Consider the following 15,255-nt stretch of genomic DNA (forward strand, 5'->3'; position numbering starts at 1 on the left):
AAGCATGAACGAACAGGCCGCCTGGTGCGGCCTGTTCTATTTCTGCCACGTGTCCCGGCGATCAGGCCGGAACAGGCACTGGGAGGCCTAGCGCTTGACGCCTTCATGATTGTCCAGCGTATCCCGCGCAATCTCCCGCCCCAGGGCGATCAGCTCGGGCGCCTTGTAGAACTCGAAAAACCGGCACACCCGCTTGGGCACGTTGATCAGCACATCCGGTGGATAGCCGGCGATCTTGTACTGTGCCAACGACGTCTGCATTACCTCGAAGCTCTGGTTGATCAAGTCCAGCAGCGAAGCGGGCCCCACGTTGTCGATGATGAACGAGCCGGTCGCCGACTTCGGCGCACCCTCGCGCTCCGGTGCCGCTGCCGGTTGCTGGGCCTCCGGGTCGGCGGCATCGGCCAGCCACGGGTTTGGCGGTGCAAGCCCTTCGGCGACGATTTCCTGTTCGATGCGGATCAACTCTTCTGCCGGCTTGCGCCGGAACGGCAGGCGCGACCCCAGCGAGCTGAGCAACGCATCGAAACGCATCTTGAATGCGGCGGGGCGTTCGATCACCGGCAACTGGTACTGCTTCTGGTTGGTGGCGTTGAGGTTGACGGCGATGATCAGGTCGCAGTGGCTGGACACCACCGGAACGATCGGCAACGGGTTGAGGATGCCGCCGTCGACCAGCATGCGGTTGCCTTGCATCACCGGCGTGAACAGGCTGGGGATGGCCGCCGAGGCGCGCATGGCCTGGTGCAGGCAGCCTTCCTGGAACCAGATCTCCTGCTGGTTGGTGAGGTCGGCTGCAACCGCCGTGTAAGGGATGCGCAATTGCTCGATGTTGATCTCGCCGACAATCTTGCGAATCTGCCCGAACACCTTGTCGCCGCGAATTGCGCCGAGGCGAAAGCTGACGTCGACCAGGCGCAGCACATCCAGGTAGTCGAGGCTCTCGATCCAGTTGCGGTACTCTTCCAGCTTGCCGGCAGCGTAGATCCCCCCGATCACGGCGCCCATGGAGCAGCCGGCAATACAGGCAATGTCGTAGCCGCGGCGCTCGATTTCCTCGATCACACCGATGTGTGCATACCCCCGGGCTCCGCCCGATCCCAGTACCAGCGCCACGCGTTTGCTCATGAATGTTCCCCGGCCAGTGCAACCCTGGTTCTACAATGCACCCATCGCTGCCTGTGCATCAATGTAGACCGCGCTGAGCTACTGTAATAAAACTGGCAAGACAAAGCTGTCCGGGAGCGGCACTTTTGAGCAGCCGGAGCGTCGAACGGCCACTGTTTTTTTCCCATTGAGGTCATTACTGATGAAAGCCTGGATCTGCCTTCCACTGATTGCCTTGGCCCTTGCCGGCTGTGCGGGCAAGACGGCCTACCGTGAGAGTTGTGCAACCCAGCTGGATGCTGCCTGGAAAGAGCTGGACCTGGCCAAGGCCGAAGGCTTTGCTGGTGCCGTGAGCTATTCCAAGGCCTTGTCGCTGTTGACCGGGGCCAAGACCCAGCAGCAATTCGAAGGCTATGAAAGCTGTACCCGCAAAGCCGAGAAGGCGCGCTTCTACATCCGTGAGTCCCGCGCCGGGCGCTGATCAGGGAGCGTCATTGAATGTCTGCCATGCTCGATCATGTAGTTGCCCAGATACTGGCCTTGCAGGTGCGTCTGCTGGCCTGTCGCGAACGCCTGGCTGCCAACACCGACAGCGAGGCCTTGCACGACTTGCGCACCACCCTGCGGCGCCTGCGCAGCCTGCTGCGGCCACTGCGTGGTTTGCCGGGGGTGGAGCAGCTGGAGGACGCCGCCAGGGCGCTGGGTGCCCTGACGACACCGCTGCGTGACCGCGAGGTACTGGCGGCCGAACTGATCGGGCGTGGCTTTGCCGAGGAAGGGCAGCGCCGCATCGAGGGCCGTGAGCGGACTTTCGCCAGTGTCGCTGACAGCCCGCAGCTGACGCGGGTGCTGGCGATTGTCGATGCGTTTCCACTGTTCTTGCGAGCGGCCGCTCGCGAAGGCTTGGTCAAGACCTTGGACAAGCGTATCGACAAACGCCTGGTCAAACAGTGGCGCAAGTTGCGCCAGGCCCTGCAGGACCCGGCACACGACCGCCACCGCCTGCGCTTGCTGATCAAGCGGGCGCGCTACGGCGACGAGGCCTATCCCCAGCTCGACCATGCGGGCAAGAAACTGCAGCGCCTGTTGAAGCAGGCCCAGGGCGACCTGGGCGACTGGCACGATCGCCTGCAATGGCTGCTGCAGGCACGCGACCAAGCCGATCTGGCCCCGTGCAAGGCCGCCTGGGAACAGGAGTTGCACGAGGCCGAGCGCCAGTCGGATAGCACCCTGGAAGCCCTGCAAAAGGCGCTGGCGCGGCGAAAGCCCGAACAATGACCGATTTGCGGGCTGAACGCCAAGGGGTTGCTGGCTAGGATGAGCACAACCTTTCCCGGCCTGCAGGAGCCAGCCAATGAATTTCAAGCAATTGCTCGACGCCGTGCGGGCCAGCCCCGATGCGCTGAGTATCCCGCCCAGTTGGGCGCAGGGCCGCGCTGTCTTTGGCGGGCTGATGGCAGCGCTGGTGTACGAAACCATGCGCCAGAAGATCACCGATGGCCGCCCGGTGCGTTCATTGGCTATCAGTTTCGTTGCACCGGCGGCGGCGGATGTGCCCATTCGCTTCGAGGTCGAGGTGCTGCGCGAAGGCAAGGCGGTCAGCACCTTGCTGGGCCGTGCCGTTCAGGACGGCCAGGTGGTGACCTTGGTGCAGGGCAACTTCGGTGCAGGGCGGCCGTCTGTGGTGAATGTGCCGGCGTTGCCGGCCATGGACATGAAGGCGCTCGAGCAGGCGGCCCCCGAGTTGCCGCATATCAAGGGCGTCACCCCGGACTTCATGCAGCACGTGGCCTTGCGCTGGGCGATCGGTGGCCTTCCGTTCAGTGGCAACCCGTCGCGCCATATGGGTGGCTGGGTGCGTTTGCGTGGGGTGGCTGAAGAGCCGGTCAGCGAGGCGCACCTGCTGGCGTTGGTCGATGCCTGGCCGCCAAGCCTGATGCCGTTCCTCAAGCAGCCCGCGGCGGGCAGTACCCTGACCTGGACCATTGAATTCGTCCAGCCCACGCCGCAGTTGTCGACCCTCGACTGGTGCCGCTATTGCGTGGAAACCGAATATGCGCGTGATGGCTACGGGCATGCCGCCGCTGCCTTGTGGACGGCACAGGGCGAGTTGCTGGCCTTGAGCCGGCAGACTGTGACGGTATTCGCCTAGGCTGCTACCGCCGGCTCATGCCCGCAGGAGCGCAACCGATCACTGGCGGTGCTTGTGGCGTTGCCGCCAGGCCTTCCACCAGGCGCCGCTCAGCACGAAGCGCGGAAAGGTGATGAACTGCTCGGTGAGCAGGCGTTGCACGGCGTCCTTGCGGTTGGCGAACGGCTCCGGCTGTTCTGCCTCCAGGCGATGGCCCTGGCGCTGCAGGCCGAGGCCGGCGATCAAGGCGATGATACCAACGGCGATCTGCCCCAGGTCCAGGCTGAACAGCCCGGACAGGATCAGCAGCGCGCCAAGAATGAACAACGGCACGGCGATCAGGTGCAGCACCAGGTTGGTCGGGTGGCGGTGGTTGTGGTGGTAGCCGCGCCATTGCCAGGCGGGCAGGTTGGGCAGGCGTTTGCTCATGGGCATTTCCTCTGGCTATGCCCAAAGCTTAGTGCGGCCCCCGGACGGGGGCCAATCGAGGCTGGCTATGGTGACTATAGCTTGAGCTGGCCAATGGCCTTGTTCAGTTCGCCGGCCAGTGTCGCCAGTTCGCTGCTGGTGGTCGCCGAACCGACGGTCTGCTGCACGGTCTGCTCGGTGACATCGCGGATGCTCACCACCGCACGGTTCATTTCTTCTGCCACCTGGCTTTGCTGCTCGGCGGCCACGGCAATCTGGGTGTTGCTTTCACGCATCTGTGCCACGGCACCGGTGATTTCGGCCAGTGCTTCACCGGCCTCACGGGCCTGCTTGACACAGTCATCGGCCTTGTACGAGCTTTCCTGCATGAACTCCACCGCATCGCGGGTGCCTGACTGCAGGGCCGCGACCATGGTGGTGATCTCGTCGGTCGAGGTCTGCACGCGCTTGGCCAGGTTGCGCACTTCATCGGCCACCACGGCAAAACCACGCCCGAGGTCGCCGGCGCGCGCCGCTTCGATAGCAGCGTTGAGTGCCAGCAGGTTGGTTTGCTCGGCGATGCTGTGGATCACATTGACCACACCGTTGATCTTCTGGCTGTCCTCGGCGAGCTGACGGATCATCTCGGCTGTCTGCTGCACGCCGCTGGACAGCCCGGAAATCGAATCCTGCACCCGGCTGACCACCTCCTGGCCGCTGCCGGCAAGGGTGTCGGCTGTTTGTGACAGGTCGCGGGTGGCGCCGGCATGCTGGGCAATATGGTGCACCGTCGCCGACATTTCGTTGATGGCGGTAGCCGCCTGGTCGGTCTCGCTCTGCTGGCCGAGCATGCCGTGGCGCACATCGCTCATGCTCGCTGCCAGGCGCGCGGCGCCGGAGTCCAGCTGGGCGGCGGTATGGGCGACGGTGCTGACCACCCGGTGGTAGGTTGCCTGCATGGCATTGAACGCCCCGGCCATCTGGCCGACCTCGTCGCCACAGGCCAAGGGTACGCGGGCCGCCAGGTCGCCGGTTTTCTCCACGTGCAGCATGACGTCCTTGAGGGTGTTGAGCTGGCTGAGCAGGAAGCGAATCAGCAGTTGCGAAGCGCCCAGCATGGCCAGCATCAGGATCAGCACGCACACCGCGTAATTGCTGAAGCGGTCGAAGAATACCTGGCGCAGGCTTGGCGACTGGGCCAGAACCGCCACTTGTTGATCGCCACGACGCAACACCTGCGCGCCGCGCAACGGGTTGTCGCCAAGAAGCCAGGCGCTTGGCAGTTCGACCCAGCCCTGGGCGTTGCGCAGGCCATCGAGGGGCTCGCCGGCGAAGCTGGGCGTTTGCCCCGCCGACCAGCTGATGACGTTGGCCGGGCGCGGCAACGGCTGCCCCGCTGGCCAGCTGGTCAGCAGTTGCGCCTGGGCAGCGGCCTGGGCCTGCGCTGCTTCGGCGCGGGCACGCTGCTCGAGGTGCACGGCATAGAGCACCAGCAGCAGGGTCGTGACAAAGGCCACCGCATTGACGGCCCAGAACTTGTATTTCAAGGAAACATTGCTAAGCCAGGCACCCATGGGCAGGTCTTCTCTGAGTTGAGCGGAAACAATATTGGCAAGGTGCCATCATTGTGCCCGCATCCGTCAGGCCCATTGTTGATGTGTATCAAAAAACTTCAGGCGCCCGGGTTGCGTCAGCTGTGAATCTGGAAAAATGCCCGCGCCGTCGCCGTGGTATGTGTTGCCGTATGTTCGGCTGCTTCCCCACGATGCAAGGCGACCTCGCGTAGCACCTCTGGCAGGAACGCGGGCTCGTTGCGCCCATGCTTCGGCTTGGGCCGCAGGCTGCGCGGCAACAGGTAAGGCGCGTCGCTCTCGAGCATCAAGCGCCCCTCGGCAATGTTGCCCACCAGCGGGTGCAGGTGGGTTCCGCGGCGCTCGTCGCAGATCCAGCCGGTGATGCCGATGTGCAGGTCCATGTCGAGGTAGGCGAACAGCGCCTCGCGTTCGCCAGTGAAACAGTGCACTACCGCGCCAGGCAGGTGGTCACGGTAGTCCTTGAGAATTGCCAGCAGCCGTTCGCTGGCATCGCGCTCATGCAGAAACACCGGCAGGCGCAGCTCGGCGGCCAGGGCCAGTTGCGCTTCCAGGGCTTTTTCCTGCAGCGGGCGAGGGGAGAAGTCGCGGTTGAAATCCAGGCCACATTCACCCACCGCGCGTACGCGCGGTTCAGCCAGCAGTTGCCGCAAGCGCTGCTCGCTGCCGGCATCCCAGGCCTTGGCATCATGCGGGTGGACACCCGCCGTGGCGAACAGGTGGGCACCGCTCGAGTCCAGCTGCTGGCAGAGCTCCAGCGCCTGCTCGCTGACCGTCAGGCTGGTACCTGTCAGCACCATCTGCGTGACGCCGGCTTCAATGGCGCGCTCGACGATGGCTGCCTGCTGGTCGTGAAAACTGCTGTTGGTCAGGTTGACGCCGATATCGATCAGTTGCATGGTGCTACCTCGTGCCGCGGGGCGGCCAGCATAGCAAAAACCGTGTTTTTGCGAAAAAACCAAGAACTTCATGCTGTTGCCATGGTCTTTTGCCGTCATTTCTCTCTCTTGGCGGTGCAGTCCATGGGTGCCGCCCACCGACCACGGACGTGTTGCATGCCGCGAAGCTGGCTCATTCTACTGGTGACGTTTGGCCTGGCCCTGACGGGGCCAGCCCACGCGCGCCTGCCGGGGCCGCAGCAGACCACCCCGCCGGCCAAGGTCCGTGACTTGCAACAGATCCGCAGCAGCCAGGTGCTGCGGGTGCTGGTCAACCAGAGCCGCAACAGTTCCGGTGAGGTCAAGGGCGAACCGGTCGGCATCGAATACTATCGCCTGCGGGCCCTGGAGCATTATCTCAATGCCCGTGCCGCCGACGGCCAGGAGATCCAGCTGAAGTTGATCCCCCGGGCCAAGGAGCAACTGCTGGGCGCCCTGGCGCGTGGCGAGGGCGACCTGGCGGTACCGGGCGAACTGCTTGACCCCAGCGCGGTTCGCGGGGTCAGCAGCAGCGCGCCGGTGCTCGACCAGGTGCCATTGGTGCTGGTGGGGCGCAAGGGCGAACGCAGCTTCAGCCATGTCGAGCAACTGTCCGGGCGTACGGTGGCGTTGACCAGCGCCAGTGCCGCCGGCCCGCTGATCCAGCAGTTGAACCAGCAGCTGGCACTGCGCAAACGTGCGCCGATCAAGGTGGAATGGGTCGATGCGACCCTGGCGGTGGAGGACGTGCTGGAGATGGTCCAGGCTGGCATCTATCACCTTACCGTGATCGAGCAACCCATTGCCCGGCGGTGGGCCCGGGTGATGCCGCGCCTGCGCCTGGACAGCCGGGTACAGCTGGGCCCGCCGCAAGCCATGCGCTGGTATGTCGGGCGTGATGCGCCACAGCTGCTGGCCACGGTCGACCGCTTTTTGCAAGGCTACCGCGCGCCGGACAACCAGGACGCCGCGTTCGAGCGCATCTACCGGCGCCAGTACCGGGTGCACAACCCGTTGGCCAGCAAGGACCGCCAGCGCCTCAACGCGTTGCGGCCGGTGCTGCAGAAACACGCTGAGGCGCAGCAGATCGACTGGCTCAACCTGGCCGCGCTGGCTTTCAAGGAGTCGACGCTCAACCCGACGGCGCGCGGCACTGGCGGCGCCCATGGCTTGATGCAGATCACGCCTTCGGCAGCGCAGCGCGTGGGGGTGAGCAACACCGCCACGGTGGATGGCAATGTCCAGGCCAGCGCCCGTTACCTGGCGCTGATCCGGCGCAAGTTCTTTGCCAGCACCAGGATCAACGAGCGTGAGCGCATGGCGTTCGTGCTGGCGGCCTACAACCTCGGCCCGGAACGGGTCCAGGCCATGCGCGCCGAAGCGCGGCGGCGCGGGCTGAACGGCAACCAGTGGTTCTTCCAGACTGAACGTATTGCCATGGAGCAGGTGGGCATGGGGCCAGTCAATTTCGTCAACAGCGTCAATAAGTACTTTGTGGCCTTCAATCGGGAGCGTGCCGGCCTGGAGCGTGTGGCGAAGCGCTGACAAATCGATTTTGTCGATTGTTATGTTGGGTTTTTTGCGGTTTTCATATCTGTAGAACTGATTATGATGGCGCCCATCCCAACACAACTTCCCTTTCAAGGACGCTTCGACATGAACACCACCACCCTCAACGCTCTGTTCTCCACCCGTGCCGGTGCTGGCCTCAGCATCATCCGCATCCTGGTCGGCATCATCTTCATGGCGCATGGTGCGCAGAAACTGTTTGGCCTGTTCGGTGGCTATGGCCTGGAGGGCACCGGCCAGTGGATGGAAAGCATTGGCCTGGCCCCGGGTTACCTGATGGCCCTGCTCTCCGGTAGTGCCGAGTTCTTCGGCGGCCTGGCCCTGGTGATTGGCCTGCTGGCCCGCCCGGCAGCGCTGGCGCTGAGCGTGACCCTGGTGGTGGCGATCTTCTCGGTACACATCGGTAATGGCCTGTTCATGTCCAACAACGGCTATGAGTTTGCCCTGGCATTGCTGGCCGGCACCGTCGCGGTGCTGATCGAAGGCGCTGGCCGCTTCTCGCTGGACCGCCTGATCGCCCGGTAACCGCAGCAGCAGCGCAAGCCGCAAGCAACAACAGGCCGGGGATCGGCCTGCTGTTGCTTGCGGCTTGCAACTTGCGGCTCGTCGCTCTAGCATACCGCCTGCGCCGATTTAAACAGCTACTTGCGGGGCGCGGGACAGCCCCTCCGGGTCATCCGAAATACCGCTAAAGCGCTGGTTCGGTGACGCCTCCCACCGCTGCCCAGCGGGATTTGCGAGGCGGAGAGAAGCTCCATGAGTTGCCCACGTACCAGTGTCTGTTTGAGCCCTTTGCCAGCCAGCCAGGCGTCTCGCACACCGCGCATCCTGCTCGGCGGCCAGCATCAGCCCACCCTTTTACGTCACCTCGAAGGCCTGTCCCGGCGCAAGGGGCAAGCGCGCGCCTTCCTGATCCAGTTCGCCGACACCGGTTGCCACCTCGCGCAGTACGGCGATGACCGTTTCGACCTGGCCGTCATCCAGGCCCCGGTGCCGGACGAAGCCGCCGAAGTCATCGGCCATCTCACCCGCATCGCGCGCCAAGGCCTGATTACCCGCCGCTGAGGAGTGCGCTGTTGAGCACCAACATCATTACCACGGAAGGCCATGAGGCGCTGAAGAAAGAGCTGGACCACCTGTGGCGGGTATATCGCCCGGAGATTACCCAGAAGGTTGCCTGGGCCGCATCGCTTGGCGACCGCAGCGAGAACGCCGACTACCAGTACAACAAGAAGCTGCTGCGCGAGATCGACCGTCGGGTGCGTTACCTGCGCAAGCGCCTTGAAGATGTGAAAGTGGTGGCTTACTCGCCGCAGCAGGAGGGCAAGGTGTTTTTCGGTGCCTGGGTGGAGATCGAGAACGACGATGGCGAGGCCATGAAGTTTCGCATTGTCGGCTACGACGAAATCTACGGGCGCAACGACTACATCTCGATCGACTCACCCATGGCTCGTGCCTTGCTGAAGAAGCAGGAGGGCGACGAGGTGGTGGTGCAGACCCCTGCTGGTGAAGCCACCTGGTATGTCAACAGCATCAGCTACGGCCAGTGATCTGTGTTGCCTGGGCTGGCCTCCTGAAGGGAAAACCCGCCCACGGGTACAGCCTGGTCATTGAGCAATGTGCACCCTTTGTGGGAGCGGGTCTACCTGCCAGGGGCCGGCCAGGCAACCCTCAACTTTCTCGCAGGACCGCCAGCGGGCTGGCATTCAACGCCCGCCGCGTCCCCAGTACCCCGGCACCGCCGACCAGTAGCGCGCCCGCCATTGGCAGCGCCAGCAGCCACGGATGCGGGCTCCAGTGCAGGTCGAACGCATAGCGGTACAGCACCAGCGTTATCAGTTCGCAGCCTATCGCCGCCAACAGCCCGCTGGCGGCACCCAGCAAGCCGAACTCGATCCGCCGTGCCCTGACCAGCAATGGCCGTGCCGCGCCCAGTGCGCGCAGCAAGGCGCCCTGGCGGATGCGTTCGTCCAGGGTCGCCTGCAAGCCAGCGAACAACACCGCCAGCCCCGCCGCCAGGACGAACAGCAACACGTACTCCACCGCCAGGGTGACCTGGGCGAGGATGCTGCGCAGCTGATTGAGCAGGGCGTCGACCTGCAGGATGGTCACTGCCGGAAACGCCCGTGACAACGCCACGACGTCAAGATCATGGCCCGGTGCCAGGTAGAAGCTGGTCAGGTAGGTGGTGGGCAGCCCTTGCAGCGTGCCGGGCTGGAAGATCATGTAGAAGTTCGGCTGGAAGCTGTCCCAATGCACGCTGCGCAGGCTGCTGACCCTGGCCTGGTGCTGCTGGCCGCCGATGTCGAAGGTCAGCAGGTCGCCCAACTGCAGCTTCAGGCTGCTGGCCAGTTCCGCTTCCACCGATACACCGGGGACTTCCTCGGCAGCGGGTAGGGCCTGCCACCAGCTGCCTGCAGTCAGTTCATTACCTTCCGGCAGGTCGGCGGCCCAGGTCAGGCTGAGGTCACGTTGCACGGCGCGCTCGCCGGCCGAATCCTTGCTCACCACCTGCTGCACCGGCTGCGCATTGATCTGCACCAGGCGACCCGGCGTCACCGGGTACAGTGGCGCCGAGGTCGCGTTGACCTGATGCAGCTGGCGGGCGAAAGGTTCGCGGTCATCTGGCAGGATGTTCAGGGCAAAATGGTTGGGCGCATCCTTGGGCAATTGCGCTTGCCAGGTGTCGAGCAGTTCGGCGCGTAGCAGGGCGACCAGGGCCATGGCCAACAGGATCAGGCCGAAGGCCAGGGCCTGGCCGGCGGCGGCCATGGGGTGGCGCAACAGTTGGCCCAACCCCAGGCGCCAGGTCAGTGGTGCCCCGGCCAGTAATTGACGCAGGCTGCGCAGGCCGAGCAACAGCAGGCTGCCAAGCAGCAGCGCGGCGACCAGGCCACCACCGAGCAGAGCGAAAGTGAGCAGCAGGTCGAGGCTCAGGCGCCACATGATCAGGCCGAGGGCGAGCAGGGCGGTGCCATACACCAGCCAACTGCTGGTCGGTATTGGCAGCAGGTCGCGGCGCAGCACGCGCAGCGGCGGTACCTTGCCCAGTGCAGCGATGGGGGGCAGGGCGAAGCCAGCCAGGGCCACCAGCCCGGTAGCGATGCCGGCCAACGCCGGGACGATGCCGCCAGGGGGGACCACGCTTGGCAGCAAGCCATGCAGCAGACGGAACAGGCCGAGTTGGGCCAGCCAGCCGAACAGGGCGCCGACCACGGCGGCGACCAGGCCGAGCATGGCCAGCTGCAGGCAATACAGGCCCAGTGCCTGGCGTTGCGAGAGGCCCAGGCAGCGTAGCAGGGCGCTGGCGTCCAGGCGGCGTGCTGCGTAGCGGCTGGCCGACAGGGCGACGGCCACGCCGGCCAGCAGCACCGCCACCAGGCTGGCCATGTTCAGGTAACGCTCGGCTTTGCCCAGGGCACCGCCGATCTGCTGGTTGCCATCGCGGGTATCGCGCAAGCGCTGGTTGGCGGCCAGGTCTTTTTCCACGGCCTGGCGGTAACGTCCCAGTGCGTCAGGTGCGCCGCGCCACAGGTCACGGTAGGTCACCCGGCTGCCCGGCTGAATCACCCCGGTGGCTTGCAGGTCGGCGAGGTTCATCATCACCCGCGGGGTCAGGCTGTAGAAGTTGTTGGCGCGGTCCGGCTCGTAGGTCAGCACACGGCTGATGCGCAGGGTTTTCATGCCGACATCGATGCTGGCACCTACCGGCAGCCCCAACGCCGCCAGCAGGCGCGGTTCGACCCATGCCTCGCCCGGCGCCGGCCCGCCGCCAGGGGTTTCCGTCGCATAGGGTTGTGCGGCGCTGCGCACTTGCCCGCGCAGCGGGTAGGCAGCGTCGGCCGCCTTGACGCTGGACAACTGAATGCCGTTGTCGCCACCCACCACGCTGGTGAACTCGACCACCTGGGCATGCTGCAAGCCAAGCGCCTGGCCGGCAGCGAGCTGTTGTTCGCGGGCCGGGGAACTGCCCTGCAGCACCAGGTCGGCGCCGAGGAATTCACTGGCGCGCAGTTGCATGGCGCCGTTGAGGCGTGCGCCGAAATAGCCGATGGCGGTGCTGGCCGCGACGGCGACCAGCAGGGCGAAGAACAGCACGCGCACTTCACTGGCACGAATGTCGCGCAGCAACTGGCGCAGGGCCAGGCCGCACAGGCGGGACAGCGGCATGTGGGTCATCAGGCCTCCACCGGCGCCACCAGGCGGCCCGCGTCCAGGCGGATCTGGCGGCGGCAGCGCCGGGCCAGGCGTTCGTCATGGGTGACCAGCACCAAGGTGGTACCGCGTTCCTTGTTCAGCTCGAACAGCAGGTCGCTGATACGCTCGCCGGTATGGCTGTCGAGGTTGCCGGTGGGCTCGTCGGCGAACAGCACCGCCGGGTGTGCGGCAAAGGCACGGGCAATGGCCACCCGCTGTTGTTCGCCGCCCGACAGCTGGCGCGGGGTGTGGCTGAGGCGCTTGCCCAGGCCGACCCGTTCGAGCAGCGTGCGGGCCTGTTCCCGGGCATCGCGGCGGCCGTCCAGCTCCAGCGGCAGCATGACGTTTTCCAGGGCGTTGAGGCTGTCGAGCAGCTGGAACGACTGGAACACGAAACCCACATGTTCGGCGCGCACTCGCGCGCGCTGGTCTTCATCCAGCGGCCCCAGGTCGTGGCCGGCGAGGATGACCTTGCCGGCGCTGGGCTGGTCGAGCCCGGCGAGCAGGCCGAGCAGGGTCGACTTGCCCGAACCCGAGGCGCCGACGATGGCCAGGCTGTCGCCCTGGGCCAGGTCGAGGGACAGCGCCTGCAGGATGGTCAGGTCACCTTCCGCGCTGGGGACCACTTTGCTAAGGTTCTGCGCAACGAGAATGCTGGGGCCCATGGAGAATCCGATGCGAGTGTGGTGGTTGAGTGCCGGTCTGGCCCTGTATTGCCTGGCCCAGAGCGCGGCGGCGGGAACGTTGCTGGTTGTCGGCGATAGTATCAGCGCCGGTTTCGGCCTGGATACCCGCCAGGGCTGGGTCTCCTTGTTGCAGACCCGCCTCAGGGACGAAGGTTTCGACGACCAGGTGGTCAACGCCTCGATCAGTGGCGACACCAGTGCAGGTGGCCAGGCGCGGCTGCCGGCGCTGCTTGCAGCGCACAAGCCGAGCCTGGTGGTGCTGGAACTTGGCGGCAATGATGGCCTGCGCGGGCAGCCGACCGCGCAATTGCAACAAAATCTTGCCTCGATGATCGAAAGCGCACGCCAGGCCGGGGCCAAGGTGGTGTTGCTGGGCATGCGCCTGCCACCCAATTACGGCGTGCGCTATACCACGGCCTTCGCCCAGGTGTATGAACAGCTGGCGGCGGAAAAACAGGTCCCGTTGGTGCCGTTTTTCCTCGAAGGGGTAGGCGGCGTGCCGGGCTTGATGCAGGCCGATGGTATCCACCCGGCCCAGGCCGCCCAGCAGCGCCTGCTGGAAAATGCCTGGCCGGCGATAAAACCCTTGCTGTGATGCTTTAAACGGCGCCGGCTTTCGGCTAATGTTGCGCCCCCCGTTTCGAGTGCCCCCGATGCCGCGCCCTGCCTGGTCCTTGTATGCCTACCAACTGATCGAGCCTGATGAGCAGCTCGACCTGTTCGCCTGCCAGGAAATCCGCGTCCATCTGGTGGCCCGCCAGCTGGAACTGGGCGTGCCGGTCGACCGTACCCTGTGCGGTGGCCTGCTGCCGGCGCAACCGCGCTGGTCGGGGGTGCCGCGCTCGATCTACCGCGACGGCCGCCTGTGCGACCTGTGCCGCGCCATCCTGGATGCCCAGCGGCGCGGCATGCGCCCGGTGTGGCCGGAGCTGCAGAGCAGCTGAGCGTGGCGCCTTTCATCATCTGAAACGCTTGCTTGCTGCCAACGCCTCCCGCTTGCATCAGCACAGGTGTACAATCGATTCTCTTGACCCATCTTTCGAAGGATTTACCGGATGTTGCCGCGCTTTCCTGCCGTCACCCGTAGCCTGTCCCTGGCCGCCCTGCTGGTAGCGGGCCCCGCTGCTGCGCTGGAGCTGCCACTGCCACCGCCCGGTGAAGACATCGTCGGCCAGGTGCATGTGATCAAGGCGAAGTACGAGGACACCTTCGCCGACATAGGCACCGCCAACGACCTCGGCTACCTGGAAATGATCGCTGCCAACCCGGGCGTGGACCCGTGGTTGCCGGGCGCCGGCACCGAAATCATCCTGCCGACCCGCTACATCCTGCCGCCTGGCCCGCGCGAGGGCATCGTCATCAACCTCGCCGAGTACCGCATGTACTACTTCCCGAAAGGGCAGAACGTGGTGCATACCTTCCCGCTGGGCATCGGTCGCGAGGGCTGGGGTTCGCCGATCGCCAACACCAAGATCACCGCCAAGACGCCGAACCCGACCTGGACACCACCAGCGTCGATCCGCGCCGAGCACGCCGCTGACGGCGACATCCTGCCGAGCGTGGTACCGGCTGGCCCGGACAACCCGCTGGGGCCGTTCAAGTTCACCCTGGGCGTGCCGGGTTACCTGATTCATGGTTCGAACAAGAAGTTCGGCATCGGCATGCGTACCAGCCATGGTTGCTTCCGCATGCTCAACAACAATGTGCTGGAACTGTCGAAGATGGTGCCGGTGGGTACACCGGTACGCATCATCAATGAGCCATACAAGTTCGGTATCAGTGGCGGCAAGGTCTATCTGGAGGCGCACACGCCGCTGGACGACCAGGGTAATCCGTCGGTGGTCGATAAACACACCGCGGTGATCAATGCCTTGCTCAAGCGTGAAGACTTGGCCAACAACCTGCGCATGAACTGGGATATGGTGCGCGATGTGGTGGCTGCCGAAGATGGCATGCCGGTGGAAATTGCCGTGCCCACCCAGGGCCAGGCTGGCGCGCCGATGGTCTCGAGCATTCCCGCCGAACTGCAATAGGGTAAATTGCGACACACCCGGGCCTGCCTTAGTGCAGGCCTTTTCGTTTCCGCCTGGCACGTTTGCCTGGTGCGCAGGCAATAAAAAAGCCGACCCACAAGTGGGTCGGCTCCATAACAATCCGTGAGGATTATTACTTGCGGCTGGCTTTGTCCAGCATACGCAGAGCGCGCTCGTTGGCTTCGTCAGCGGTCTGCTGAGCCTTCTGAGCGGCTGCCAGTGCGTCGTCAGCCTTACGGTAGGCTTCGTCAGCACGAGCTTGAGCGCGAGCTGCTGCGTCTTCAGTCGCAGTCAGACGAGCTTCGGTTTCTTTGGATACGCTGCTGCAACCGGTAGCCAGAACTGCGGCCAGAGCCAGAGCAGAGAATTTCAGAACGTTGTTCATCGTGTTCCCCTTCAAGGACTTTCTATTAAATAGCCATCTCTCGGAAAAGAGAAACTGGCCGGCGTACATAGTACCCATTACTTGTAGTAAGTAAACTGACTAAGCGCAAGAACTGCAAAAAAAATGTTGCTTGACGCCGTCCTGACAAGATTCGCGGCAGGTACTGAGTAAAAAACGCGCAGGGCGCGCAAGCGTTTGTACTACGGTAACTTTTTTGCTGAACTAACGGT

General features: G+C 64.6%; 17 protein-coding genes. 10 read left to right on the forward strand and 7 right to left on the reverse strand.

Annotated elements, in window-relative coordinates:
- Positions 1–87: 87 nt before the first annotated feature.
- Positions 88–1,128: a patatin-like phospholipase family protein gene (locus HG549_RS09265; RefSeq protein ID WP_170029207.1), complete on the reverse strand. Its 1,041-nt coding sequence runs from the start codon at positions 1,126–1,128 to the stop codon at positions 88–90.
- A 181-nt stretch (positions 1,129–1,309) separates the two neighbouring features.
- On the opposite strand from HG549_RS09265, the gene HG549_RS09270 reads away from it, so the two are divergent.
- From HG549_RS09270 to HG549_RS09280, 3 genes are all read left to right on the forward strand, one after another.
- Complete coding sequence (locus HG549_RS09270) at positions 1,310–1,588, forward strand: hypothetical protein (RefSeq protein ID WP_003259403.1); 279 nt, start codon at positions 1,310–1,312, stop codon at positions 1,586–1,588.
- Positions 1,589–1,605: 17 nt separating this feature from the next.
- Positions 1,606–2,385, forward strand: a complete 780-nt coding sequence (locus HG549_RS09275) for a CHAD domain-containing protein (protein WP_170029208.1) — start codon at positions 1,606–1,608, stop codon at positions 2,383–2,385.
- 76 nt (positions 2,386–2,461) lie between these two features.
- Positions 2,462–3,259, forward strand: a complete 798-nt coding sequence (locus HG549_RS09280) for an acyl-CoA thioesterase II (protein WP_170029209.1) — start codon at positions 2,462–2,464, stop codon at positions 3,257–3,259.
- 39 nt (positions 3,260–3,298) lie between these two features.
- Here HG549_RS09280 and HG549_RS09285 read toward each other — a convergent pair whose 3' ends face one another.
- The 3 genes from HG549_RS09285 to HG549_RS09295 form a co-directional block, all read right to left on the reverse strand.
- Positions 3,299–3,667 carry an Mpo1-like protein gene (locus HG549_RS09285; protein WP_170029210.1) on the reverse strand — a complete coding sequence of 123 codons (369 nt, stop codon included), beginning with the start codon at positions 3,665–3,667 and terminating at the stop codon, positions 3,299–3,301.
- Between the two features lie 74 nt (positions 3,668–3,741).
- Positions 3,742–5,220: a methyl-accepting chemotaxis protein gene (locus HG549_RS09290; protein WP_170029211.1), complete on the reverse strand. Its 1,479-nt coding sequence runs from the start codon at positions 5,218–5,220 to the stop codon at positions 3,742–3,744.
- Positions 5,221–5,336: 116 nt separating this feature from the next.
- Complete coding sequence (locus HG549_RS09295; protein WP_170029212.1) at positions 5,337–6,137, reverse strand: TatD family hydrolase; 801 nt, start codon at positions 6,135–6,137, stop codon at positions 5,337–5,339.
- A 156-nt stretch (positions 6,138–6,293) separates the two neighbouring features.
- On the opposite strand from HG549_RS09295, the gene HG549_RS09300 reads away from it, so the two are divergent.
- The 4 genes from HG549_RS09300 (at position 6,294) to greB (ending at position 9,274) form a co-directional block, all read left to right on the forward strand.
- Positions 6,294–7,700, forward strand: a complete 1,407-nt coding sequence (locus HG549_RS09300; protein WP_170029213.1) for a transglycosylase SLT domain-containing protein — start codon at positions 6,294–6,296, stop codon at positions 7,698–7,700.
- A gap of 111 nt (positions 7,701–7,811) precedes the next feature.
- Positions 7,812–8,249: a DoxX family protein gene (locus tag HG549_RS09305; RefSeq protein ID WP_170029214.1), complete on the forward strand. Its 438-nt coding sequence runs from the start codon at positions 7,812–7,814 to the stop codon at positions 8,247–8,249.
- Positions 8,250–8,480: 231 nt separating this feature from the next.
- Positions 8,481–8,789 carry a hypothetical protein gene (locus HG549_RS09310; RefSeq protein WP_170029215.1) on the forward strand — a complete coding sequence of 103 codons (309 nt, stop codon included), beginning with the start codon at positions 8,481–8,483 and terminating at the stop codon, positions 8,787–8,789.
- An 11-nt stretch (positions 8,790–8,800) separates the two neighbouring features.
- Positions 8,801–9,274, forward strand: a complete 474-nt coding sequence (gene greB, locus HG549_RS09315; RefSeq protein WP_170029216.1) for a transcription elongation factor GreB — start codon at positions 8,801–8,803, stop codon at positions 9,272–9,274.
- Between the two features lie 121 nt (positions 9,275–9,395).
- Here the strand turns inward: greB and HG549_RS09320 are convergent, their stop codons facing one another.
- Both HG549_RS09320 and HG549_RS09325 read right to left on the reverse strand, forming a co-directional pair.
- Positions 9,396–11,903 (reverse strand): ABC transporter permease, encoded by a 2,508-nt coding sequence (locus tag HG549_RS09320; protein WP_170029217.1) that lies wholly within the window; start codon positions 11,901–11,903, stop codon positions 9,396–9,398.
- Positions 11,903–12,586 (reverse strand): ABC transporter ATP-binding protein, encoded by a 684-nt coding sequence (locus HG549_RS09325; protein ID WP_170029218.1) that lies wholly within the window; start codon positions 12,584–12,586, stop codon positions 11,903–11,905. The genes HG549_RS09320 and HG549_RS09325 overlap by 1 nt, the downstream gene beginning before the upstream one ends.
- Positions 12,587–12,596: 10 nt before the next feature.
- On the opposite strand from HG549_RS09325, the gene HG549_RS09330 reads away from it, so the two are divergent.
- The 3 genes from HG549_RS09330 (at position 12,597) to HG549_RS09340 (ending at position 14,640) form a co-directional block, all read left to right on the forward strand.
- Entirely contained in the window at positions 12,597–13,202 is a 606-nt protein-coding gene (locus tag HG549_RS09330; RefSeq protein WP_170029219.1) for an arylesterase, read from the forward strand.
- Positions 13,203–13,260: 58 nt separating this feature from the next.
- Positions 13,261–13,551: a hypothetical protein gene (locus tag HG549_RS09335; protein WP_170029220.1), complete on the forward strand. Its 291-nt coding sequence runs from the start codon at positions 13,261–13,263 to the stop codon at positions 13,549–13,551.
- A gap of 111 nt (positions 13,552–13,662) precedes the next feature.
- Positions 13,663–14,640, forward strand: coding sequence for a L,D-transpeptidase family protein (locus HG549_RS09340; RefSeq protein ID WP_170029221.1), 978 nt, complete (start codon positions 13,663–13,665; stop codon positions 14,638–14,640).
- 133 nt (positions 14,641–14,773) lie between these two features.
- Here HG549_RS09340 and oprI read toward each other — a convergent pair whose 3' ends face one another.
- Positions 14,774–15,025, reverse strand: coding sequence for an outer membrane lipoprotei OprI (gene oprI / locus HG549_RS09345; RefSeq protein WP_003259780.1), 252 nt, complete (start codon positions 15,023–15,025; stop codon positions 14,774–14,776).
- Positions 15,026–15,255 lie beyond the last annotated feature (230 nt).

The sequence above is a fragment of the Pseudomonas sp. SK genome (assembly GCF_012975065.1).
Classification (GTDB): Bacteria; Pseudomonadota; Gammaproteobacteria; order Pseudomonadales; family Pseudomonadaceae; genus Aquipseudomonas; species Aquipseudomonas anuradhapurensis.